This is a genomic window from Streptomyces sp. NPDC042100 (assembly GCF_055582325.1).
This window is the reverse complement of sequence record NZ_JBVJDK010000008.1, coordinates 319,566-335,508: the sequence shown is the minus strand read 5'-3', so window position 1 is coordinate 335,508 and position 15,943 is coordinate 319,566. Positions and strand designations below refer to the sequence as shown.

Here is a 15,943-nt window from a genome sequence, read left to right as displayed (position 1 = left end):
CACACGCACGTCCCCGCACACGGTACGGGACCGGGTGCGGGGACGTGCGGAGCGGAGCGGGTGTCAGCCCTTGAAGCGCGGGAAGGCGCTGCGGCCGGCGTAGACCGCGGCGTCGTCGAGGATCTCCTCGATGCGCAGCAGCTGGTTGTACTTGGCGACGCGCTCGGAGCGGGCCGGGGCGCCGGTCTTGATCTGGCCGCAGTTGGTGGCGACGGCCAGGTCGGCGATGGTGACGTCCTCGGTCTCGCCGGAGCGGTGGGACATCATGCACTTGAAGCCGCTGCGCTGGGCGAGCTCGACGGCGTCGAGGGTCTCGGTCAGCGAGCCGATCTGGTTGACCTTGACCAGGAGGGCGTTCGCGGAGCCCTCCTCGATGCCGCGGGCGAGGCGCTCGGGGTTGGTGACGAAGAGGTCGTCGCCGACGAGCTGCACCTTGGCGCCGAGCTTGTCGGTGATGACCTTCCAGCCGGCCCAGTCGTCCTCGAACAGCGGGTCCTCGATGGAGACCAGCGGGTACGCGGAGACGAGCTCCTCGTAGTACTCGGTCATCTCGGCGGCCGAGCGGGACTTGCCCTCGAACTCGTACTTGCCGTCCTTGTAGAACTCGGAGGCGGCGCAGTCGAGCGCGAGCGCGATGTCCTTGCCCGGGACGTAGCCGGCCTGCTTGATGGCCTCGACGATGAGGTCGAGGGCGGCGCGGTTGGAGTCCAGGTTCGGGGCGAAGCCGCCCTCGTCGCCGAGACCGGTGGAGAGGCCCTTGGTCTTCAGGACGGACTTGAGGGTGTGGTAGACCTCGGTGCCCCAGCGCAGCGCCTCGGAGAAGGACTCCGCGCCGATGGGGGCGATCATGAACTCCTGGATGTCCACGTTGGAGTCGGCGTGCGACCCACCGTTGAGGATGTTCATCATCGGAACGGGCAGCAGGTGCGCGTTCGGGCCGCCCAGGTAGCGGAAGAGCGGCAGGTCGGAGGCCTCGGAGGCGGCGTGCGCGACGGCGAGGGAGACGCCGAGGATGGCGTTGGCGCCGAGCGAGGACTTGTCCGGGGTGGCGTCCAGGTCGAACATCGCCTGGTCGATCAGGCGCTGCTCGGTGGCGTCGTAGCCGACGAGCTCCGGGCCGATCTGCTCGATGACCGCGAGGACGGCCTTCTCGACGCCCTTGCCCTGGTAACGGTTGGGGTCACCGTCACGGAGCTCAAGGGCCTCGAAGGCACCGGTGGAGGCACCGGACGGAACGGCAGCACGGCCGGTGCTGCCGTCGTCGAGGCCGACCTCGACCTCGACCGTGGGGTTGCCTCGGGAGTCCAGGATTTCCCGGGCTACGACGACGTCGATGGACGGCACGAGCATCTCCTTCTGGGATGTGACGCTGGGTGTGACGCGGTGGTGCAAGGTCTCGTTTCGCCTTGCGACAAGAGCCTAACCGGCTCTGGCGCTCCGGCCAGCCGGACGCCCGCCCCCTGGGACGAAAAAGGACCCAACGGCACCCATCTAGGGACGAAAGGCCCCTTACTACTCACCGGTAAGGGCCTGGAACGGGGAAACCCCGGTCCGGAGCGCACGGGGGAAGGGCACTCCGGACCGGGGTGGTCACCGCGGGTGGGTCGTCAGGCTCACTTCAGGTGGAGCTGCTGGCCCGGGTAGATCAGGTCGGCGTTCTCGACGACGTCCTTGTTGAGCTCGAAGAGCTTGGCCCAGCCGCCCTTGACGCCGTGCGCCTGGGCGATCTTGCTCAGGGTGTCGCCGGCGGCGACCTTGTACTCGCCGTCGCCCTTCTTGACCGTCTTGCCGGTGGGGGTGGTGACGGTCTTCTTGGAGACGGTCTTCTTCGGCGTGGTCTTCGGCGCCTGGCGCTGCTCGCTTCGGGTCGTCGGCCGCTCGGCGGAGCGCTTCGACGAAGAAGAGGAAGACGACGAAGAAGAGGAAGAAGAGGAGGAGGACGAGCTGGAGCCCGTCGACGCGGAGCCGCCGTTGTACGAGGCGCCGGAGAGGCCCACGCCGCAGCTCGGCCACGCGCCCTTGCCCTGGCCCGCGAGGACCTTCTCGGCGATGGCGATCTGCTGGGACTTCGACGCCTGGTTGGCGGTCGGGGCGTAGGCGGTGCCGCCGTACGCGGCCCAGGTGGAGGCCGAGAACTGCAGGCCGCCGTAGTAACCGTTGCCGGTGTTGATGGACCAGTTACCGCCGGACTCGCACTGGGCGACGCGGTCCCACTCGGAGGCGGTGGCGGCCGAGGCGGTGCCCGCGGTCATCAGCGGGGCGGCGACGGCGACACCGGTGACGCCGACGAGCGTGGCGACGCGGGTGGCCTTGGAGGGACGACGGTGCTTGCCCTTGTTGCCGGAAAACAGCATGGGAATTCTCCTCACCGACGCCTACGAGGTGAGCTGTCGGGTTCGGGCGAGTGAGTTGCCCGGCCGCGTGTCCTTGCACGCGGCTTCACCCCAAGCCGATCGTCGGCCGTCTGTCTCAACGGCCGGGGCCGGCACTTACCTTGGGTCCCCCGCTCCTGCCTTCGGCGCTTGACAGCGACGACTTCCCGTCGGTCGGCGGCAGGATTCGGCGTACCGGTCGACGGGGCCCGCGGTGGCGAGCGGTGATGACCGTAGACATAGACCCGGCGGAAGTTCAAAGACCATCAACCCGGTGAAATCGCCCCTACTTGCTCCCCGATGCGGGGCGTTTCCGCAGGTGAGGGGCGACCTCAGCAAAGTTTGCGGACGTGACACGCCAGTTCGGCAAGAGAGACCCATGCCTCACTTACTCATAACGGACATTCAGGTACGGACTACTCCGCCGCCGCCGTCTTTCCTGACGTCAACTCAAGGCTCTGACCAGGGAGGATGAGGTCGGGGTCGGCGCCGACCGTCTTCTTGTTGGCGTCGTAGAGCGCGGTCCAGCCGCCAGGCAGCGCGTTCTCCTGTGCGATGTCCGACAGACTGTCACCCGGCCTGACGGTGTATTCGTCAGCCTTGACCGCATTGCCGGAGTTGTCCGTCTTGCTCCCCGCGACGGCGCTCTCGGCGCCCTGGCCGCCGTCCGCCGCACCGTCCGCCGACCCGTCACCCGGGGCCGCGTGGCGCCCGGATTCGGGCGTGGTGTCCGGATTGCCCGCTTCTTCCGATGCGGCGTCACCCCGGTGCTTGCCGGAACCGGGGGTGGCCGGATCCGTCGGGTCGGCCGTGCCCGGCGCGCCCGGGGTCCCGGGCGTGCCGGTCGGGTCCGGGGCCCCGGGCGTGCCGGTCGGGTCCGGGGCCGTCGAGCCGTCAGGGGTGCCCGGGGTCGCGGGCGGGGTCGTGGTGCCGCCCGAGGGCGTGGCCGGGGTGGCCGGGGTCACCGGGGTGGCCGGGGTGGTGGTGGTCCCCCCGGAGCCGGCCGGGGTGCCGTCGGTCCGGTTGGACTCGGCGACCGGGCCGGTGGAGGTCTTCGGCCGCACGGCGGGCCCGGGGTTCACGGCGGGCGCGCGGCCGTCCTTCGTCAGGCCCGCGATCGGCGCGCAGGTGGCCCACTGGGTGTCCCCCGCGGCGAAGGCGTGGTCCGCGATCGCGATCTGCTGCGCGCGGCTGGCGAGGTCGGCGCTCGGCGCGTACGCCAGGCCGCCGTGGCGCTCCCAGCCCTCCTGGGTGAACTGGAGACCGCCGTAGAGCCCGTTGCCGAAGTTGGCGCTCCACGCGCCGCCCGACTCGCACTCCGCGACCCGGTCCCAGGTCGGTGCGTCCGCCGCGGCGGCGGAGCCTGCCGCGAGCAGCGGCAGGGCGATGGCCGAGCCTGTGACACCCGCCGCGACGACGATGGCGGGGGCCTGACGGGGTCTGCGGTGTCGTCCGTTCCCGGAGCGCATACGGACTGCCTTTCGCGTGACTGCTGAGACTGCCGGTGAACGTAGCGGCATTCGAACGTGAGTCACAAGTCGATGCAGCGGAGATCACGCGAAGATCACATTCCTGACGACCCGTCAGAAAGCTTGCCGGGAAGCCCCTCGGAAAGCCCGTCGGAAGACGCTGCCCCGGAGCTCAGCCGCGCGCGGCCTTGTGGGAAGCGCTGAACTCCACCGGAAGCGTGCGCAGGCCACGCATGATCAGGCCCCCGCGCCACCGCAGTTCCGCCGGATCGGCCCCAAGTCGCAGGTCCGGCAGGCGAGTCAGCAGGGTCGCCAGCGCCGTCTGCCCTTCGAGGCGGGCCAGCGGCGCCCCCAGGCAGTAGTGGATGCCGTGCCCGTAGCCGAGGTGCTGGTTGTCGCGGCGCGCCAGATCCAGCGTGTCCGGCTCCTCGAAGCGCGCCGGGTCGCGGTCGGCGGCGGCCAGCACCACCAGGACCGGGTCGCCCGCCGGGATCTCCTGGCCGCCCAGCGTGAGCGCCTCGGTGGCGAACCGCCAGGTCGCCATCTCGACCGGACCGTCGTACCGCAGCAGCTCCTCGACGCCCGTCTCCAGGAGCCCGGTCTCGCCCGCCGCGAGCGACTCCTGGAGCCGCGCCCGCTGCTCCGGCTCGCGCAGCAGCGCGTACACGCCGTTGCCGATCAGGTTGACGGTGGTCTCGAAGCCCGCGAAGAGAAGGATGAAGGCCATCGCGGCGGCCTCGTTCTCGGTGAGGTGCTCGCCGTGGTCGGACGCCTTGATGAGCCCCGAGATCAGGTCGTCGCCCGGGTCGGCGCGCTTCTTGTGGATGAGCTCCAGCAGATAGCCGCGCATCTTCTTCACCGAGCGGGCCACCCCGCCGCGCGGCCCGCCGCCGTGCCGGATCATCATCCCGGCCCAGTCGCGGAAGTCGTCCTGGTCCTCCTCGGGCACGCCGAGCAGGTCGCAGATCGCGTAGATGGGGAGCGGGAAGGCGAACTCGTGGATGAGGTCCGCGCTCCCCTTCTCCGCGAAGCCGTCGATGAGCCGGTCGGTGAGCTCCTGCACCCGGGGCGCGAACTCCGCGACCCGGCGCGGGGTGAACGCCTTCGACACCAGCCGCCGCAGCCGGGTGTGGTCCGGCGGGTCGATGTTGAGCAGGTGGGTCATCAGCTCGGCCTTGCGCTCGCCGGGGATGCCCGTCTTGCCCTTGGCGTGGGCCGGCTCGTCGTGGTGCGCCGGGTTCTTCGAGAGCCGCTGGTCGGCCAGCGCCTGCCGGGCGTCGGCGTACCGGGTCACCAGCCAGGCCTCCACCCCGCTGGGCAGCGTCGCCCGGTGCACCGGCGCGTGCGCGCGCAGCCAGGCGTACGCGGGGTACGGATCGGTGGCGAACTCCCAGGTGAAGAGCTCGGGGGCGGCGGGTCGGTCGGACATGGTCCCGACATTAACCCGCCGCCCCCGGGGCTCCGGTCACAGCCGGGCGTACACCCCCTTCGCGGTCAGCCGGTCGAAGGCGAGCCGGACCGCCGTGGCGCCGTCGTCCGGCAGCGGCCCGGTCACGGTGGTGATCTCCGCGTCCGACAGGGCCCGCCGGACCAGCGTGAACTCGTCCAGTGCGCCGGTCAGCCGGTCCTTGTCCGCCCCGGTGCTGTCGGGGCGCGCGCCGAGCCGGAAGCCGCGCACGTCGAAGCCGTCCTCGACGGTCAGCGAGCCCGCGACGGTGCCGCTCGCCACGGCGGTCGGGGCGCCGCCGTCGCCGACCGACAGGGTCAGCGTCCCGCCCTGGCGGCGCAGCACGACGTGCCGCCAGGTGTCGTCGCCGAACACCGTCCCGGCCGGGGCGACGGCCTCCAGGGTGGTGATCCCCCGGTCGGTCTGGACGTGGGCGACGACCTTGTTCTCCTGGGACAGGGCGCGGATCCACAGCTGGCGTTCGGCGGTGCCCACCCCGTACGCCCAGGCGAGCACCGGGCTGGTGTTGGCGGACTGCCGGAAGCGCACCCAGGTGGCCAGGGTGAAGTCGCCGGCGCCGAGCGCGCGGTCCTCGCCGTACGGGAGGTCGACGGCGCCGGTCGTCCCGTCGAGGACGAGGGAGCGGCCGAACTTGGCGCCGGTGTCGGTGACGGTGCCTCCCGCCCGGACGACGCCGTGGCCGCAGTGGCGGGAGGCGTCGGGGGTGGCGCGGGCGGCCGGGTCGTCGGCGGGGCGGGCCACCAGGTGCTGCTCGGTGTGGCCGCCCTCCATGGTCCACCAGACGTGCGGGTCGCGCGGGGCGCTCGATCCGCCGACGGCCGTGTTGTAGAGCCCGGTCTCCTCGGTGGCGCTCAGGGCCCGCTTGTAGAAGCGGAAGTCGTCGAGCTCGCCGGTGAGGACGTCGGTGCCGGTGGACTTCGAGCCGATCCGCAGCCCCTCGGGGGCGGCGACGCCGTCGGTGAAGGAGCCGGTCAGGCCCTCGGCGGTGGTGGGGGTGCCGTTGTCGACGCGGAGGCTGACGACGGTCGCCTCGGTGTCCGTCGGCTGCTTCTTCCGCCGGGTCAGCGTGAGCAGGTGCCAGGCGTTGTCGCCGAAGGCGGACCGGCCGGCCTGGGTGTCGACCACGTCCAGCGGGACCGAGGCCCCGGGCGTCTCCAGGCGCGCGGTCAGCCGGTCGGCGGACGGCTTGGCCCGCACCCACAGCGAGGGCTTGCCGGAGGTGGAGCCGTAGGCCCAGATCAGCGCCGCGTCCTGGGGGCCGGCCGTGGCGTCGTAGCGGAACCAGAGGGCGAAGGTGAACTCTCCGGCGCCGTTGTCGACGGCGGGGACGTAGGGCACCTCGACACCGGGGAGGTCCGGGCCGACCTTGAGGGCGCCCGCGCCGACGCGGCCCTTGACGACCGCCGCCTCGGTGCTGGTGGTGCCGAGGACGGTGCCGTCGGCGCAGTGGCCGGAGACGTCGTCCTGGATCCGGGTGTTCACCAGGGGCACCGGGTCGGCGGTGTCGATCACCTCGAAGGGCAGGTGGGCCCGGAGCGCGGCCGGGGCCACGTCCTCGGGCCGCGCCCCGCGCAGCGCGTCCCGCTCCCCGGCGGTCAGCGCCGTCCCGTACAGCCGGAACTCGTCGAGGGTGCCGGTGAAGCCGTCGTTGGGATCGGTGCCGGGCTTGTCGCCGAGCCGGACGGCGTCGGGGCCGTCGGTACGGGCCGGGGCGAGGCGTCCGAGGTCGGTGCCGGTCGCCTGGGCGGCGAGTCCGTCGACCGCGAGGGTGACGGCGCCGCCCTGCCGGGTGAGCGTGAGGTGGTGCCACTGGCCGTCCCCGAAGGCCCGCGCGGTCGGGTGCGCGGGCGCTTTGAGGGTGAGCGTGACGTGCCGTCCGCTGTCGCCCTCGACCCGGGCCATGACCTGGTCGTCCTTGGGCTGGACCCGGACCCACACCTGCGGCCGGGGGTCGCCGACCCCGTAGGCCCACAGCAGGGTCTGCTGCGGGGTGGCGGCGGTGGCGTCGTAGCGGAAGAAGAGGGAGTACGTGACGTCCCCGGCGCCCGGGTCGAGCCCCGGCGCGTACGGCAGGTCGGCGGAGCCGGCGACGGAGCCGTCCAGGGCGAGGCCCTGCCCGAAGCCCCGGCCGCCGAAGCGGGCGCCGGTGCCGAGCGCGGCGCCGGAGCCGAGGAGGGCGTCGTGGGCGTCGGGGGTGGTGTCGGGGCTGGTGCGCCCGGCGTCCGGGGAGGCCGCCGGGAGCGCGGAGCCCTTGGCGGCGAAGGTGCCGGGCAGGCCGAGCCCGGCGACGGCGAAGCGGGTGAAGTAGACGTGCTCGGCGGAGAAGGACTGGCCGCCCTCGTGGACCATGCCTATCTCGCCCGCCGACAGCTCGGCCAGGTCGGAGTAGCCGGCCCGGTCGCCGACCGCCGCGGCGACCTGCCCGCCGGGGGCGTCCTGCCAGGTCTCGCCCCGGTCGTCGGACCAGCGGATCCGCATCCCCTGGCGCTGGGTCATGTGCGAGGGCGTGGACATGAGGAGCAGGTCGCCGGGGCGGCTCCGGTAGGTCTGGCGCGGCGCGAGCAGGCCCACCTGCACGTCCGGCCCCTTGAAGCCCCGGGTGAATCCGAGCCTCGGCACCTTCGGGGCGCCGGTGGCGGGGTCGTCCACGGCGACGGCGTGGGTGCGGTGGCCCTCGACCTGGGTGGCGTCGGTGGCGCTGACCCGCACGTCGTAGGGGCTGCGGGCGCTCACGTACACCTGGCCGCCGGGGAGTTCGGCCACGACCGGCTCGCCGGGCTTGGCGACCGGGGTGGCCGCCGTGGTGCCGGGCGGCAGGGCGGGCAGGTCCCCGGCGCGCAGGAAGGAGTTCTCGGTGCCGCCCGCGGCCCAGGTCTCGCCCTTGTCGTCGCTGTAGAGGAAGCCGGCCCGCTGGTCCTCGGCTCCGGCCGCGTCGTCGGCGGTCTCGTAGGCGCCGACGACCAGCCGTCCGGCGTGCGGGCCCTCCTGGAGCTGGATGCCGTGCGAGGGGCCGGTGCCGAACCATTTCCGGCCGTTCGCGGTCAGCCTCGGGATGGCCTTGGGGGCGCCGAAGCTGAGCCCGTCGTCATCGCTGCGCTGCACCCAGGAAAGGCGGGTGCTGACCGGGGTGGCGGTCTCGGAGTTGGAGAGGAGGAGGACGGCCCCGTCCATCTCGGCCACCGGTGAGGCGTTGCCGCGCAGGTACGGTGCGTCGGGGTCGCTCGCGGTGCCGGTCAGCACGGTCCTGATCGGGGACCAGGTGCGGCCGTCGTTGGTGGAGCGGCGCATCACGATGTCGATGGGCCCGCGGTCCGCGCAGGAGGGCGAGGTGCGGCCCTCGGCGAAGGCGAGCAGGGTGCCCTTGGCGGTCCTGACCAGGGTCGGGATGCGGAAGCAGCCGTAGCCGGCGGTGCCGGAGCGGAAGAGGACCTGCTGGGTGCCGAGCCGCCCGTCGGCGGAGAGCCGGGTGCCGCTCGCGGCGGCGGGCGCGGCGGCGGCGAGGCCGAGCGCGGGGGCGGTGGGGAGGAGGACGGCGAGGGCGGCGAGGGAGACCCGCCAGGCCCCGGGGCGGCGCCCGGGGCCCGGCGAGGGGCGGCGCCCGCCGCTATGTCGGCCGGAGCCGCGATTGCCATGCTCATTGCGGAATAGGTTCATGATCCAGAACCTAGGTGCCGCCTGCCGTGGGAAGCGTGGATTCCGCCGCCGTCTCCGAGGTTGTGATCGTCACGTGACGCCCCGTGGCCTAGATTCACCCCGTGGATGCCCAGTTGCTCAGAAGCACGTTCGCCGTCGTCGAGAGACGGGCCGAGCACGCCGTCACCTTCTTCTACTCGCACCTCTTCTGGCACAACCCGGCCATGCGCGAGCTCTTTCCCGAGGACCTGGGCCCCCAGCGCGACCGTCTCTTCGCCGCCCTCACCCATGTGGTGACCCACCTGGAGGAGCCGAAGCTCGCCCGCTACCTGGGGGAACTCGGGCGCGACCACCGCAAGTTCCTCGCCTCGCCCGCCCTCTACACCGCCGTCGGCACCAGCCTGCTCGCCGCCTTCGCCTTCGCCTCCGGCGCCGCCTGGACCGTCGAGGCCGAGAAGGCGTGGACCGAGGCGTACGGGCGGGTCGCCGAGCTCATGCTGGACGGCGCCACCGCCGCCGAGCGCGCGGGCCAGCCCGCCTGGTGGGACGCCGACGTCGTCGGCCACGAGCGCCGGGGCGAGGACCTGGCCCTGCTGACGCTGCGGCCCCGCCGCCCCTACGCGTACCAGGCCGGGCAGTACGCCAGCCTCAGCACGCTCCATCTGCCCCGGGTCTGGCGCACCTACTCCCTCGCCAACGCGCCCCGCCCCGACGGCACCCTCGACCTGCACGTCAGCCGGGTGGCCGGCGGGCTGATGAGCACCGCGCTCACCGAGCGCCTGCGGGTCGGCGAGACCGTCCGGCTCAGCGTCCCCGGCGGCGCGCTCACCGCCCGCACCCCGCCCGGCAAGCCCCGCACCTACATAGCCGCCGGCACCGGCTGGGCCCCCGTCCGGGCCCTCCTGGAGGAGGCCGCCGAGGACGAACCCGAGCTGGCGGGGCGCCTGTTCGTCGTCGCCCGCGCCAAGGAGTACCTGTACGCCAAGCCCGAGGCGGAACGCTTCCGCGAGCTCATACCGGGCCTGTCCGTCACCTACATCACCGCCGCCCCCCGCCGCCCCCGCGACCAGGCCACCGAGCGCTGCGTCCAGGCCCTGCGGGCGGCCGTCCACTGGCCCGCCCACGACGTCTACCTCGCGGGCCCGCCCGGCTTCGTCGCCGAGGCCGCCGAGGAGCTGACGGAGCTGGGCGCCGACCCGGACCGCGTCTTCCACGACACGCTCCCGGCCGTCGGCCGCTTCACCACCCGCCCCAACAGCCACGCGGAGTGGCTCATCGAACCGCCCCCGCTGCGCTGGCACAACCCGGAGTCCCGCGCCCCGCGCGAGCCCTGAGCCACCCGCACCGCCCTACGCCCCCGGCACGCCCTCCGCGGCGCGGATCGCGTCCCGGTAGAGCCGCCCCGCCGCCCGCAGCGCCGCCTCCGGGTCCACCCCGGCGGCCTCCGCCCGTACGGCCAGCGCCAGCAGTTCGTAGCCGATGCCGTCCCCCGAGGGCGGGGCCACGTCGAGCCCGGCCGAGCGCACCCGGCCCGCGAGCTTCGCGGCCAGCGCGAGCCCCGGCTGCCCGAGCGGCACCCCGTCGGTCACGGACGCCCGCCGCTTCTCGGCGGCCTTGGTCCGCAGCCAGTGCGCCTCGACCTCCTCCGGCGTCGCGGCGGTCTCGTCGCCGAAGACATGCGGATGCCGGTGGATCAGCTTGGCCACGAGCGCCCCGGCCACGTCGTCCACGGAGAACGGCTCCTCCGGGTCCTCCTCCGCGATCCGGGCGTGGAAGACCACCTGGAGCAGCACGTCGCCGAGCTCCTCGCGCAGCGCCTCCCGGTCGCCGTCCTCGATCGCCTCGACGAGCTCGTACGCCTCCTCGATCGCGTACTTCACCAGCCCCTCGTGCGTCTGCCGCGAGGTCCACGGGCACTCCCGCCGCACCCGGTCCATGACCTGCACGAGGTCCAGCAGCCGGGCGCCCGGCAGGTCGTACGAGCCGGGCAGCAGCTCCAGGTCCGGCATCTCGACCCGGCCGGAGCCCGCCAGCCGCGCGAGACCGTCGGTCAGCGCCGCGTCCCCCTCGCCCGACGGCAGCACCAGCACCGTCCGGCCGCCGGCGCACGCCGCCACCAGCTCCTCGGCGCTCGGGCGCACCGTCTCGGCCTCGACCCCCGCCTCGCGCAGATACGGCAGCTGGGGGTGGCCGGCGTCGGGGCACAGCACCCGGTCGGCCGCCCGCAGCGCCTGCCAGGCGGGCCAGGACAGCAGTCCGGGCGCGACGCGGTGGCTGGCGGTGAGCAGGACGATGCGGCCGGGGTCAGGCTTCGGGGCGTTCACCCCTCGAACCTACCCCGGCCCGCGGCTCACTGGGCCGGCTCGGGCGCCTTGCTGATCTGCCGCACCCAGGGCGCGGCGTAGGTGCCGAGCTGGATCTTCTCGTCGTCCCAGCTCCCGAAGCGCGGGTTGACGTCGATCTTCAGCGCCTTGGACGCCCGCACGAAGGCGTCGCCGAGCTTCTTCTGGCCCTCGGGGCTGTTGGTGATCCCCAGCTTCTCGGCGATCTTGTTCATGAGGACCGAGCGGCGGGCCACGTCGTCGATCTGGCCGGGCGCCACGCCCTGCTGCTGGAGCAGCACGGCCGCCATCTGCTGCTCGCCGCCGCTCTGCCGGGCGAAGTCGTTCCGGGCGCGCTGGACCTCGCCTCGGCTGGCGCTCACCCCGCTGTCGGCGGCGACCCGGTCCACGACCCGGTCGAAGATCATGCCCTGGAGCTTGCGCCGGCTGAGGTCGCCGCTCTCCCTGATCAGCTGCGCGGTCTCCGGCGCGGCCTGCTGGGCGGCCCGCACGTCCTCGACCTGCGCCTGGAGACTGGAGACCTCGATCCGCTGGCCGCCGACGACGGCCGCCGCCCCGGGATGGGCGTCGCTGCCGCAGGCGGTCAGCAGGGGGGCCGCGGCGAGCAGGGCGACGGCGGAGACGGAGAGCGCGGTGCGGCGGTGCAAAGGAGCCTCCCGGCGTGGGTCGTGCGTCAGTGGGACGACCGTGCGGTGATCGATGTTAGGCAGTCGCCGTGGCCCGGGCCACTACTTGGAGGCGACTGTTTCGGTCAACGACTCACGCGTTCGGGTGGTGTCGGCCCCCAGCATGATCGTCCGGGAGAGCAGGAAGGTGACGGGGATGGCCGCCGCCGCCGCGAGGAGCGGGGCGTAGACGCTGTTCACCGAGAGCAGGTCCACGAGGACGTAGACGCCGGCGGTCGTGATGACGAAGTTGGCGGCGTTGGTGAGCGGGAAGAGCAGGAACTTCCGCCAGGTGGGGCGGGTGCGGTAGGTGACGTACGAGGTGAGGAAGAAGGAGCCGACCATGGACAGCGCGAAGGCCAGGACGTGCGCGGCCAGGTACGGCAGCCGCAGCCCGAGGAGCAGGTAGAGGCCGTAGTAGGTGCCGGTGTTGACGGCGCCGACCAGCGCGAAGCGCACGACCTGCCAGGTCGTCGTCATCGCGGCAGGAGCTCCTCGTCGCGCCGCCCGTCCCGCCGCCCGTCCCGCCGCCGCTGGGCCGGGACGGCGGCGTTGGTGGCCTTGACCAGGAAGTGCGGGCGCCGCTTCACCTCGTAGTAGATGCGCCCCACGTACTCGCCGACCAGCCCCAGCATCACCATCTGCACCCCCGCCAGCGCCGTCACGGTCACCAGCAGCGTGACATAGCCGGGGGTCTCCACCCCGTTCACCAAGGCGACACCGACGATCCAGGCGGCGTACGCGAAGGCCACCGCGACCAGCGCCATTCCGAGATAGACGGCGGCCCGCAGCGGCTTGTTGTTGAAGGAGATCAGACCGTCGAGGCCGTAGTTGAGGAGCTTTCCGAAGGTCCATTTCGAACGCCCCTCCTCCCGCACCGCATTCTCGTACGCGAAGGTCGTCGTCCGGAATCCGACCCAGGCGAAGATCCCCTTCGAGAAACGGTTGTATTCGGTCAGTTCGAGAATCGAGTCGACCGTGCGGCGGGAAAGCAGCCGGAAGTCCCCGACGCCGTCCACCAGCTCGACGTCCACCAGCCGGTTGATCGCCCAGTAGTAGGCGCGGGCGGTCAGCGTGCGGGTGACCCGGTCGCCGGTGCGGGTGCGCCGGGCGATGACCTGGTCGTACCCCTCCGCATGCAGTGCCACCATGCGGTGCACGAGCTCCGGCGGGTGCTGGAGGTCCGCGTCCATGATCACGACGGCGTCGCCGCCCGCGTGCTGGAGCCCGGCCAGCATCGCCGCCTCCTTGCCGAAGTTGCGGCTGAAGGAGACGTAGCGCGCCCGGGGGTCGCGGGCGGCGACCTCCTCCAGGAGTGGCAGCGTACGGTCATGGCTTCCGTCGTCCACGTAGACGATCTCGAATTCACCGGCGAAACCGGAGAGTTCCTTCGTCACATGGTCGTGGAAGCGACCGATGATCTCTTCTTCGTTGAAGCACGGGACCACGATCGAGAGCAGCACGCAGGCCACGACAACGGGTGCGGATGTCGCCGCCGGATTCGAGCGGTGACCGGGAGGCGACCATTGAATGAACTGACCTCCCCGTAAGCCGATTTCACACCTTCGCGCCCGTTCTCGCTGCCATATTCGAAACACGATGAAGATCAGGATCCCGCGGGCCGCCGGACTCGCCGCCCTGCTCACCGTGGCCGCCGTCTGCGCGGGGGACGCGGTCGCGAGCACCTTCCCGTTCGGCTGGCACCGGCGCGCCGTCAACGACCTGGCCAACCAGTTCCTGCCGTTCCACGCGCAGCTGTGGGACCTGCTGCACGGCCGCGCGGACGGCGGGCCGCTGCTGAACTGGCGGTCCGGCTGGGGCAGCAGCCTGCTGCCCGACCTCGCCACCTACGTCAGCAGCCCCTTCGCCCCGCTCGTCGCCCTCTTCCCGCGCGCGGACCTGGCCTACGCGCTCTACGGGATCACCGTCCTGAAGACGGCGTGCGCGGCGGCGGCGATGGCCTGGACGCTGCGGCGGCTGCGCCCCGGCCCCTGGTGGGCGGCGGGCCTGCTGGGCGCCGCGTACGCGCTGTGCGGCTGGGCCCTGCTCGAAGCCGTCTACAACCCCATGTGGATGGACGGTCTGATCGCCTTCCCGCTGCTGTGTCTGGTGGGCGTGTGGGTACGGGAGGGGCGCCGGCCGCTGCTCGGCGTCCTGGTCGTCGCCGTCTGCTGGACGGCGAACTTCTACACCGCGTACATGGCGACGCTCGGCGCCGCCCTCGTCCTGCTGGTCACCGCCCCGCCCTGGCGCGTCCTGCTGCGCGGCGCGGCGACCGTCCTGCTGGGCGCCGGCCTGACCGCCCCGCTGGTGCTGCCGGTCTTCCTCGGCACCCGGTACGCCTACCCGGGCGTCGTCCGGGACTTCGCGGCGGCGGACGGCGCCGACCTGGCCGCGCGGCTGCTGCCGGCCACGTACTCCTTCTCGACCCCGGCCCTGTTCGTCTTCACCGCCGTCCCGGTCCTGGCCGCCGTCCCGCTGTTCCGCGCGGGGCGCCGCGACCGGCGCTGGCCGCTGCTCGCGGCGGGCGTCCTGCTCTCCTTCCAGTGGGCCCCGACCCATCTGGTGTGGCACGCCTTCGCCACCCCGAACGGCAGCCCGTACCGGCAGACCTTCGTGCTGACCGGGATCCTGGTGATCGCCGCCTGGCACGCCGTCGCCGACGGCTTCCCGGGGCGCCGCGCCCTGCTGGGCGGGACGGCGCTCGTCGGGGCCCTCGCCCTGCCCGCGCTGGGCAGCGCGCAGGCGACCGGCTGGGGCTGGGCGCTGTTCGCGGCGGGGCTGGCGGCGCCCTTCGTGCCGCGCCGGGGGCGGTACGCCGTCCCCGTCCTGGCCGCCGCGCTGGCGGCCGTCCTCGTCGCGCAGGGCGCCGCGACCACGGCGTGGGGCGACAAGGAGCGGCTGGCCCGGCTCGACGACTACCCGGCGTGGAGCGCGGCCGACACCCGCCGGGCGGCTGCGCTCGCGGAGGCCGACGGCTGGCCCGCGTACCGCACCGACTCGGGCCGCCCGCAGGTCACCGGGAACGAGCCGATGCTGCTCGGCGGCCAAGGCGCCGCCTACTACAGCAGTCTCACCTCGTACACCCTCACGGAGACCCTGCGGGCCCTCGGCGGCGGCTGGACCTCCCGGGGCCGCAACCTCCAGAGCCTGGACAACCCGGTGACGGACGCCCTGTTCGCGGTCGGCGCGCGCTGGCGGGACGGCGTCGTGGTCCGTACGGGCCCGGCGGCGCCGCTCGTGACGGTGCGGCCCCCGGGCCCGCCGCCCCGCTACGGCGCCTCCCCCTTCCGCAACCAGGAACTCCTCCTCGGCGCCCGCGTCTACGAGCCGCCGGGCCCCGGCGGGGCCTGCCGCGCGGGCACCGAGACCTTCGTGTGGGCCCCGGACTTCACCGGCACGGCCCGGCTCGGCGCCCGGACGGTGAAGCTGCGCGGACAGCTCCCCAAGTGGCGGGCCGCGCTGGCCTCCCTGGGCACCCCCGAGCGCCCCGCCGCGCCGGTCCTGACGGGCCGGGGGCACCGGGGCGAGGCCGCCTGCCTGGACCACGCCCGCCTGGACGCGGCCGTGGCCGCCCTCCGGTCCGCCGCCCCGGCGACGACCACGGTCACCCCCGACGGCTTCCGCGTCACCCTGGCCCCCGGCACCCGGGGCACCGTCGTCCTGGCCGCGCCGCGCATCCCCGGCTGGCACTGCGCGGGCCGCCCGGCCGACGCGTACGGCGGCCTGGTCGCCACCCCCGCCACCGGCCGCACCTCCGTGACCTGTGCCTTCCGCCCCCCGGGCCTCCGCGCGGGCCTGGCGGCGGGCGGGGCGGCGGCGCTGCTGCTGGCGCTGTGGACGGCGTGGGAGGCGGCGCGGGCGAGGCGGCGGGCGGGGCGGACGGCGCCGCCGGACCCGTACGGGAATGGCCGGTTCGAGACTGCCCCCCGGAGCCTGACGGGCGCTTAATGGGGCTCCCGCGCGAGGCGGGGTGAGTGACGAGTGCACGGGG

At 73.5% G+C, this 15,943-nt stretch carries 11 protein-coding genes and 1 riboswitch; of the genes, 2 read left to right on the top strand and 9 right to left on the bottom strand.

What is annotated here, in order from left to right:
* Positions 1–63: 63 nt before the first annotated feature.
* The 5 genes from eno to ACZ6J5_RS20475 form a co-directional block, all read right to left on the bottom strand.
* A complete protein-coding gene (gene eno, locus ACZ6J5_RS20495; protein ID WP_469393441.1) occupies positions 64–1,350 on the bottom strand; it encodes a phosphopyruvate hydratase in 1,287 nt (428 codons plus the stop codon).
* A gap of 263 nt (positions 1,351–1,613) precedes the next feature.
* Complete coding sequence (locus tag ACZ6J5_RS20490; protein WP_469393439.1) at positions 1,614–2,354, bottom strand: transglycosylase family protein; 741 nt, start codon at positions 2,352–2,354, stop codon at positions 1,614–1,616.
* Between the two features lie 3 nt (positions 2,355–2,357).
* Positions 2,358–2,531, bottom strand: a riboswitch (cyclic di-AMP (ydaO/yuaA leader).
* 257 nt (positions 2,532–2,788) lie between these two features.
* A complete protein-coding gene (locus ACZ6J5_RS20485) occupies positions 2,789–3,841 on the bottom strand; it encodes a LysM peptidoglycan-binding domain-containing protein (protein WP_469393437.1) in 1,053 nt (350 codons plus the stop codon).
* Between the two features lie 172 nt (positions 3,842–4,013).
* The gene (locus tag ACZ6J5_RS20480; protein ID WP_469393435.1) at positions 4,014–5,270 is read right to left on the bottom strand and encodes a cytochrome P450 family protein; all 1,257 of its coding nucleotides are present in this window, start codon (positions 5,268–5,270) and stop codon (positions 4,014–4,016) included.
* A 36-nt stretch (positions 5,271–5,306) separates the two neighbouring features.
* On the bottom strand, positions 5,307–8,963 hold the full coding sequence (locus tag ACZ6J5_RS20475) for a LamG-like jellyroll fold domain-containing protein (RefSeq protein WP_469393433.1): 3,657 nt from the start codon (positions 8,961–8,963) through the stop codon (positions 5,307–5,309).
* Positions 8,964–9,064: 101 nt separating this feature from the next.
* Here ACZ6J5_RS20475 and ACZ6J5_RS20470 point away from each other — a divergent pair, with 101 nt between their 5' ends.
* The gene (locus ACZ6J5_RS20470) at positions 9,065–10,276 is read left to right on the top strand and encodes a globin domain-containing protein (protein ID WP_469393431.1); all 1,212 of its coding nucleotides are present in this window, start codon (positions 9,065–9,067) and stop codon (positions 10,274–10,276) included.
* 15 nt (positions 10,277–10,291) lie between these two features.
* On the opposite strand, the gene ACZ6J5_RS20465 is transcribed toward ACZ6J5_RS20470, so the two are convergent.
* The 4 genes from ACZ6J5_RS20465 to ACZ6J5_RS20450 form a co-directional block, all read right to left on the bottom strand.
* The gene (locus tag ACZ6J5_RS20465) at positions 10,292–11,266 is read right to left on the bottom strand and encodes a nucleoside triphosphate pyrophosphohydrolase (protein ID WP_469393429.1); all 975 of its coding nucleotides are present in this window, start codon (positions 11,264–11,266) and stop codon (positions 10,292–10,294) included.
* A 26-nt stretch (positions 11,267–11,292) separates the two neighbouring features.
* The gene (locus ACZ6J5_RS20460; RefSeq protein ID WP_469393427.1) at positions 11,293–11,931 is read right to left on the bottom strand and encodes a SurA N-terminal domain-containing protein; all 639 of its coding nucleotides are present in this window, start codon (positions 11,929–11,931) and stop codon (positions 11,293–11,295) included.
* A gap of 81 nt (positions 11,932–12,012) precedes the next feature.
* The gene (locus tag ACZ6J5_RS20455; RefSeq protein ID WP_469393425.1) at positions 12,013–12,429 is read right to left on the bottom strand and encodes a GtrA family protein; all 417 of its coding nucleotides are present in this window, start codon (positions 12,427–12,429) and stop codon (positions 12,013–12,015) included.
* On the bottom strand, positions 12,426–13,412 hold the full coding sequence (locus ACZ6J5_RS20450; protein WP_469393423.1) for a glycosyltransferase family 2 protein: 987 nt from the start codon (positions 13,410–13,412) through the stop codon (positions 12,426–12,428). The genes ACZ6J5_RS20455 and ACZ6J5_RS20450 overlap by 4 nt, the downstream gene beginning before the upstream one ends.
* A gap of 136 nt (positions 13,413–13,548) precedes the next feature.
* On the opposite strand from ACZ6J5_RS20450, the gene ACZ6J5_RS20445 reads away from it, so the two are divergent.
* Entirely contained in the window at positions 13,549–15,900 is a 2,352-nt protein-coding gene (locus ACZ6J5_RS20445; protein WP_469393421.1) for a YfhO family protein, read from the top strand.
* The last annotated feature ends 43 nt before the right edge of the window (positions 15,901–15,943 follow it).

Bases quoted from the DNA above. Each gene is read 5' to 3' on its own strand.
- eno (WP_469393441.1), bottom strand. From the start codon at position 1,350: ATGCTCGTGCCGTCCATCGACGTCGTCGTAGCCCGGGAAATCCTGGAC.
- ACZ6J5_RS20490 (WP_469393439.1), bottom strand. From the start codon at position 2,354: ATGCTGTTTTCCGGCAACAAGGGCAAGCACCGTCGTCCCTCCAAGGCC.
- ACZ6J5_RS20485 (WP_469393437.1), bottom strand. From the start codon at position 3,841: ATGCGCTCCGGGAACGGACGACACCGCAGACCCCGTCAGGCCCCCGCC.
- ACZ6J5_RS20480 (WP_469393435.1), bottom strand. From the start codon at position 5,270: ATGTCCGACCGACCCGCCGCCCCCGAGCTCTTCACCTGGGAGTTCGCC.
- ACZ6J5_RS20475 (WP_469393433.1), bottom strand. From the start codon at position 8,963: ATGAACCTATTCCGCAATGAGCATGGCAATCGCGGCTCCGGCCGACAT.
- ACZ6J5_RS20455 (WP_469393425.1), bottom strand. From the start codon at position 12,429: ATGACGACGACCTGGCAGGTCGTGCGCTTCGCGCTGGTCGGCGCCGTC.
- ACZ6J5_RS20445 (WP_469393421.1), top strand. From the start codon at position 13,549: ATGAAGATCAGGATCCCGCGGGCCGCCGGACTCGCCGCCCTGCTCACC.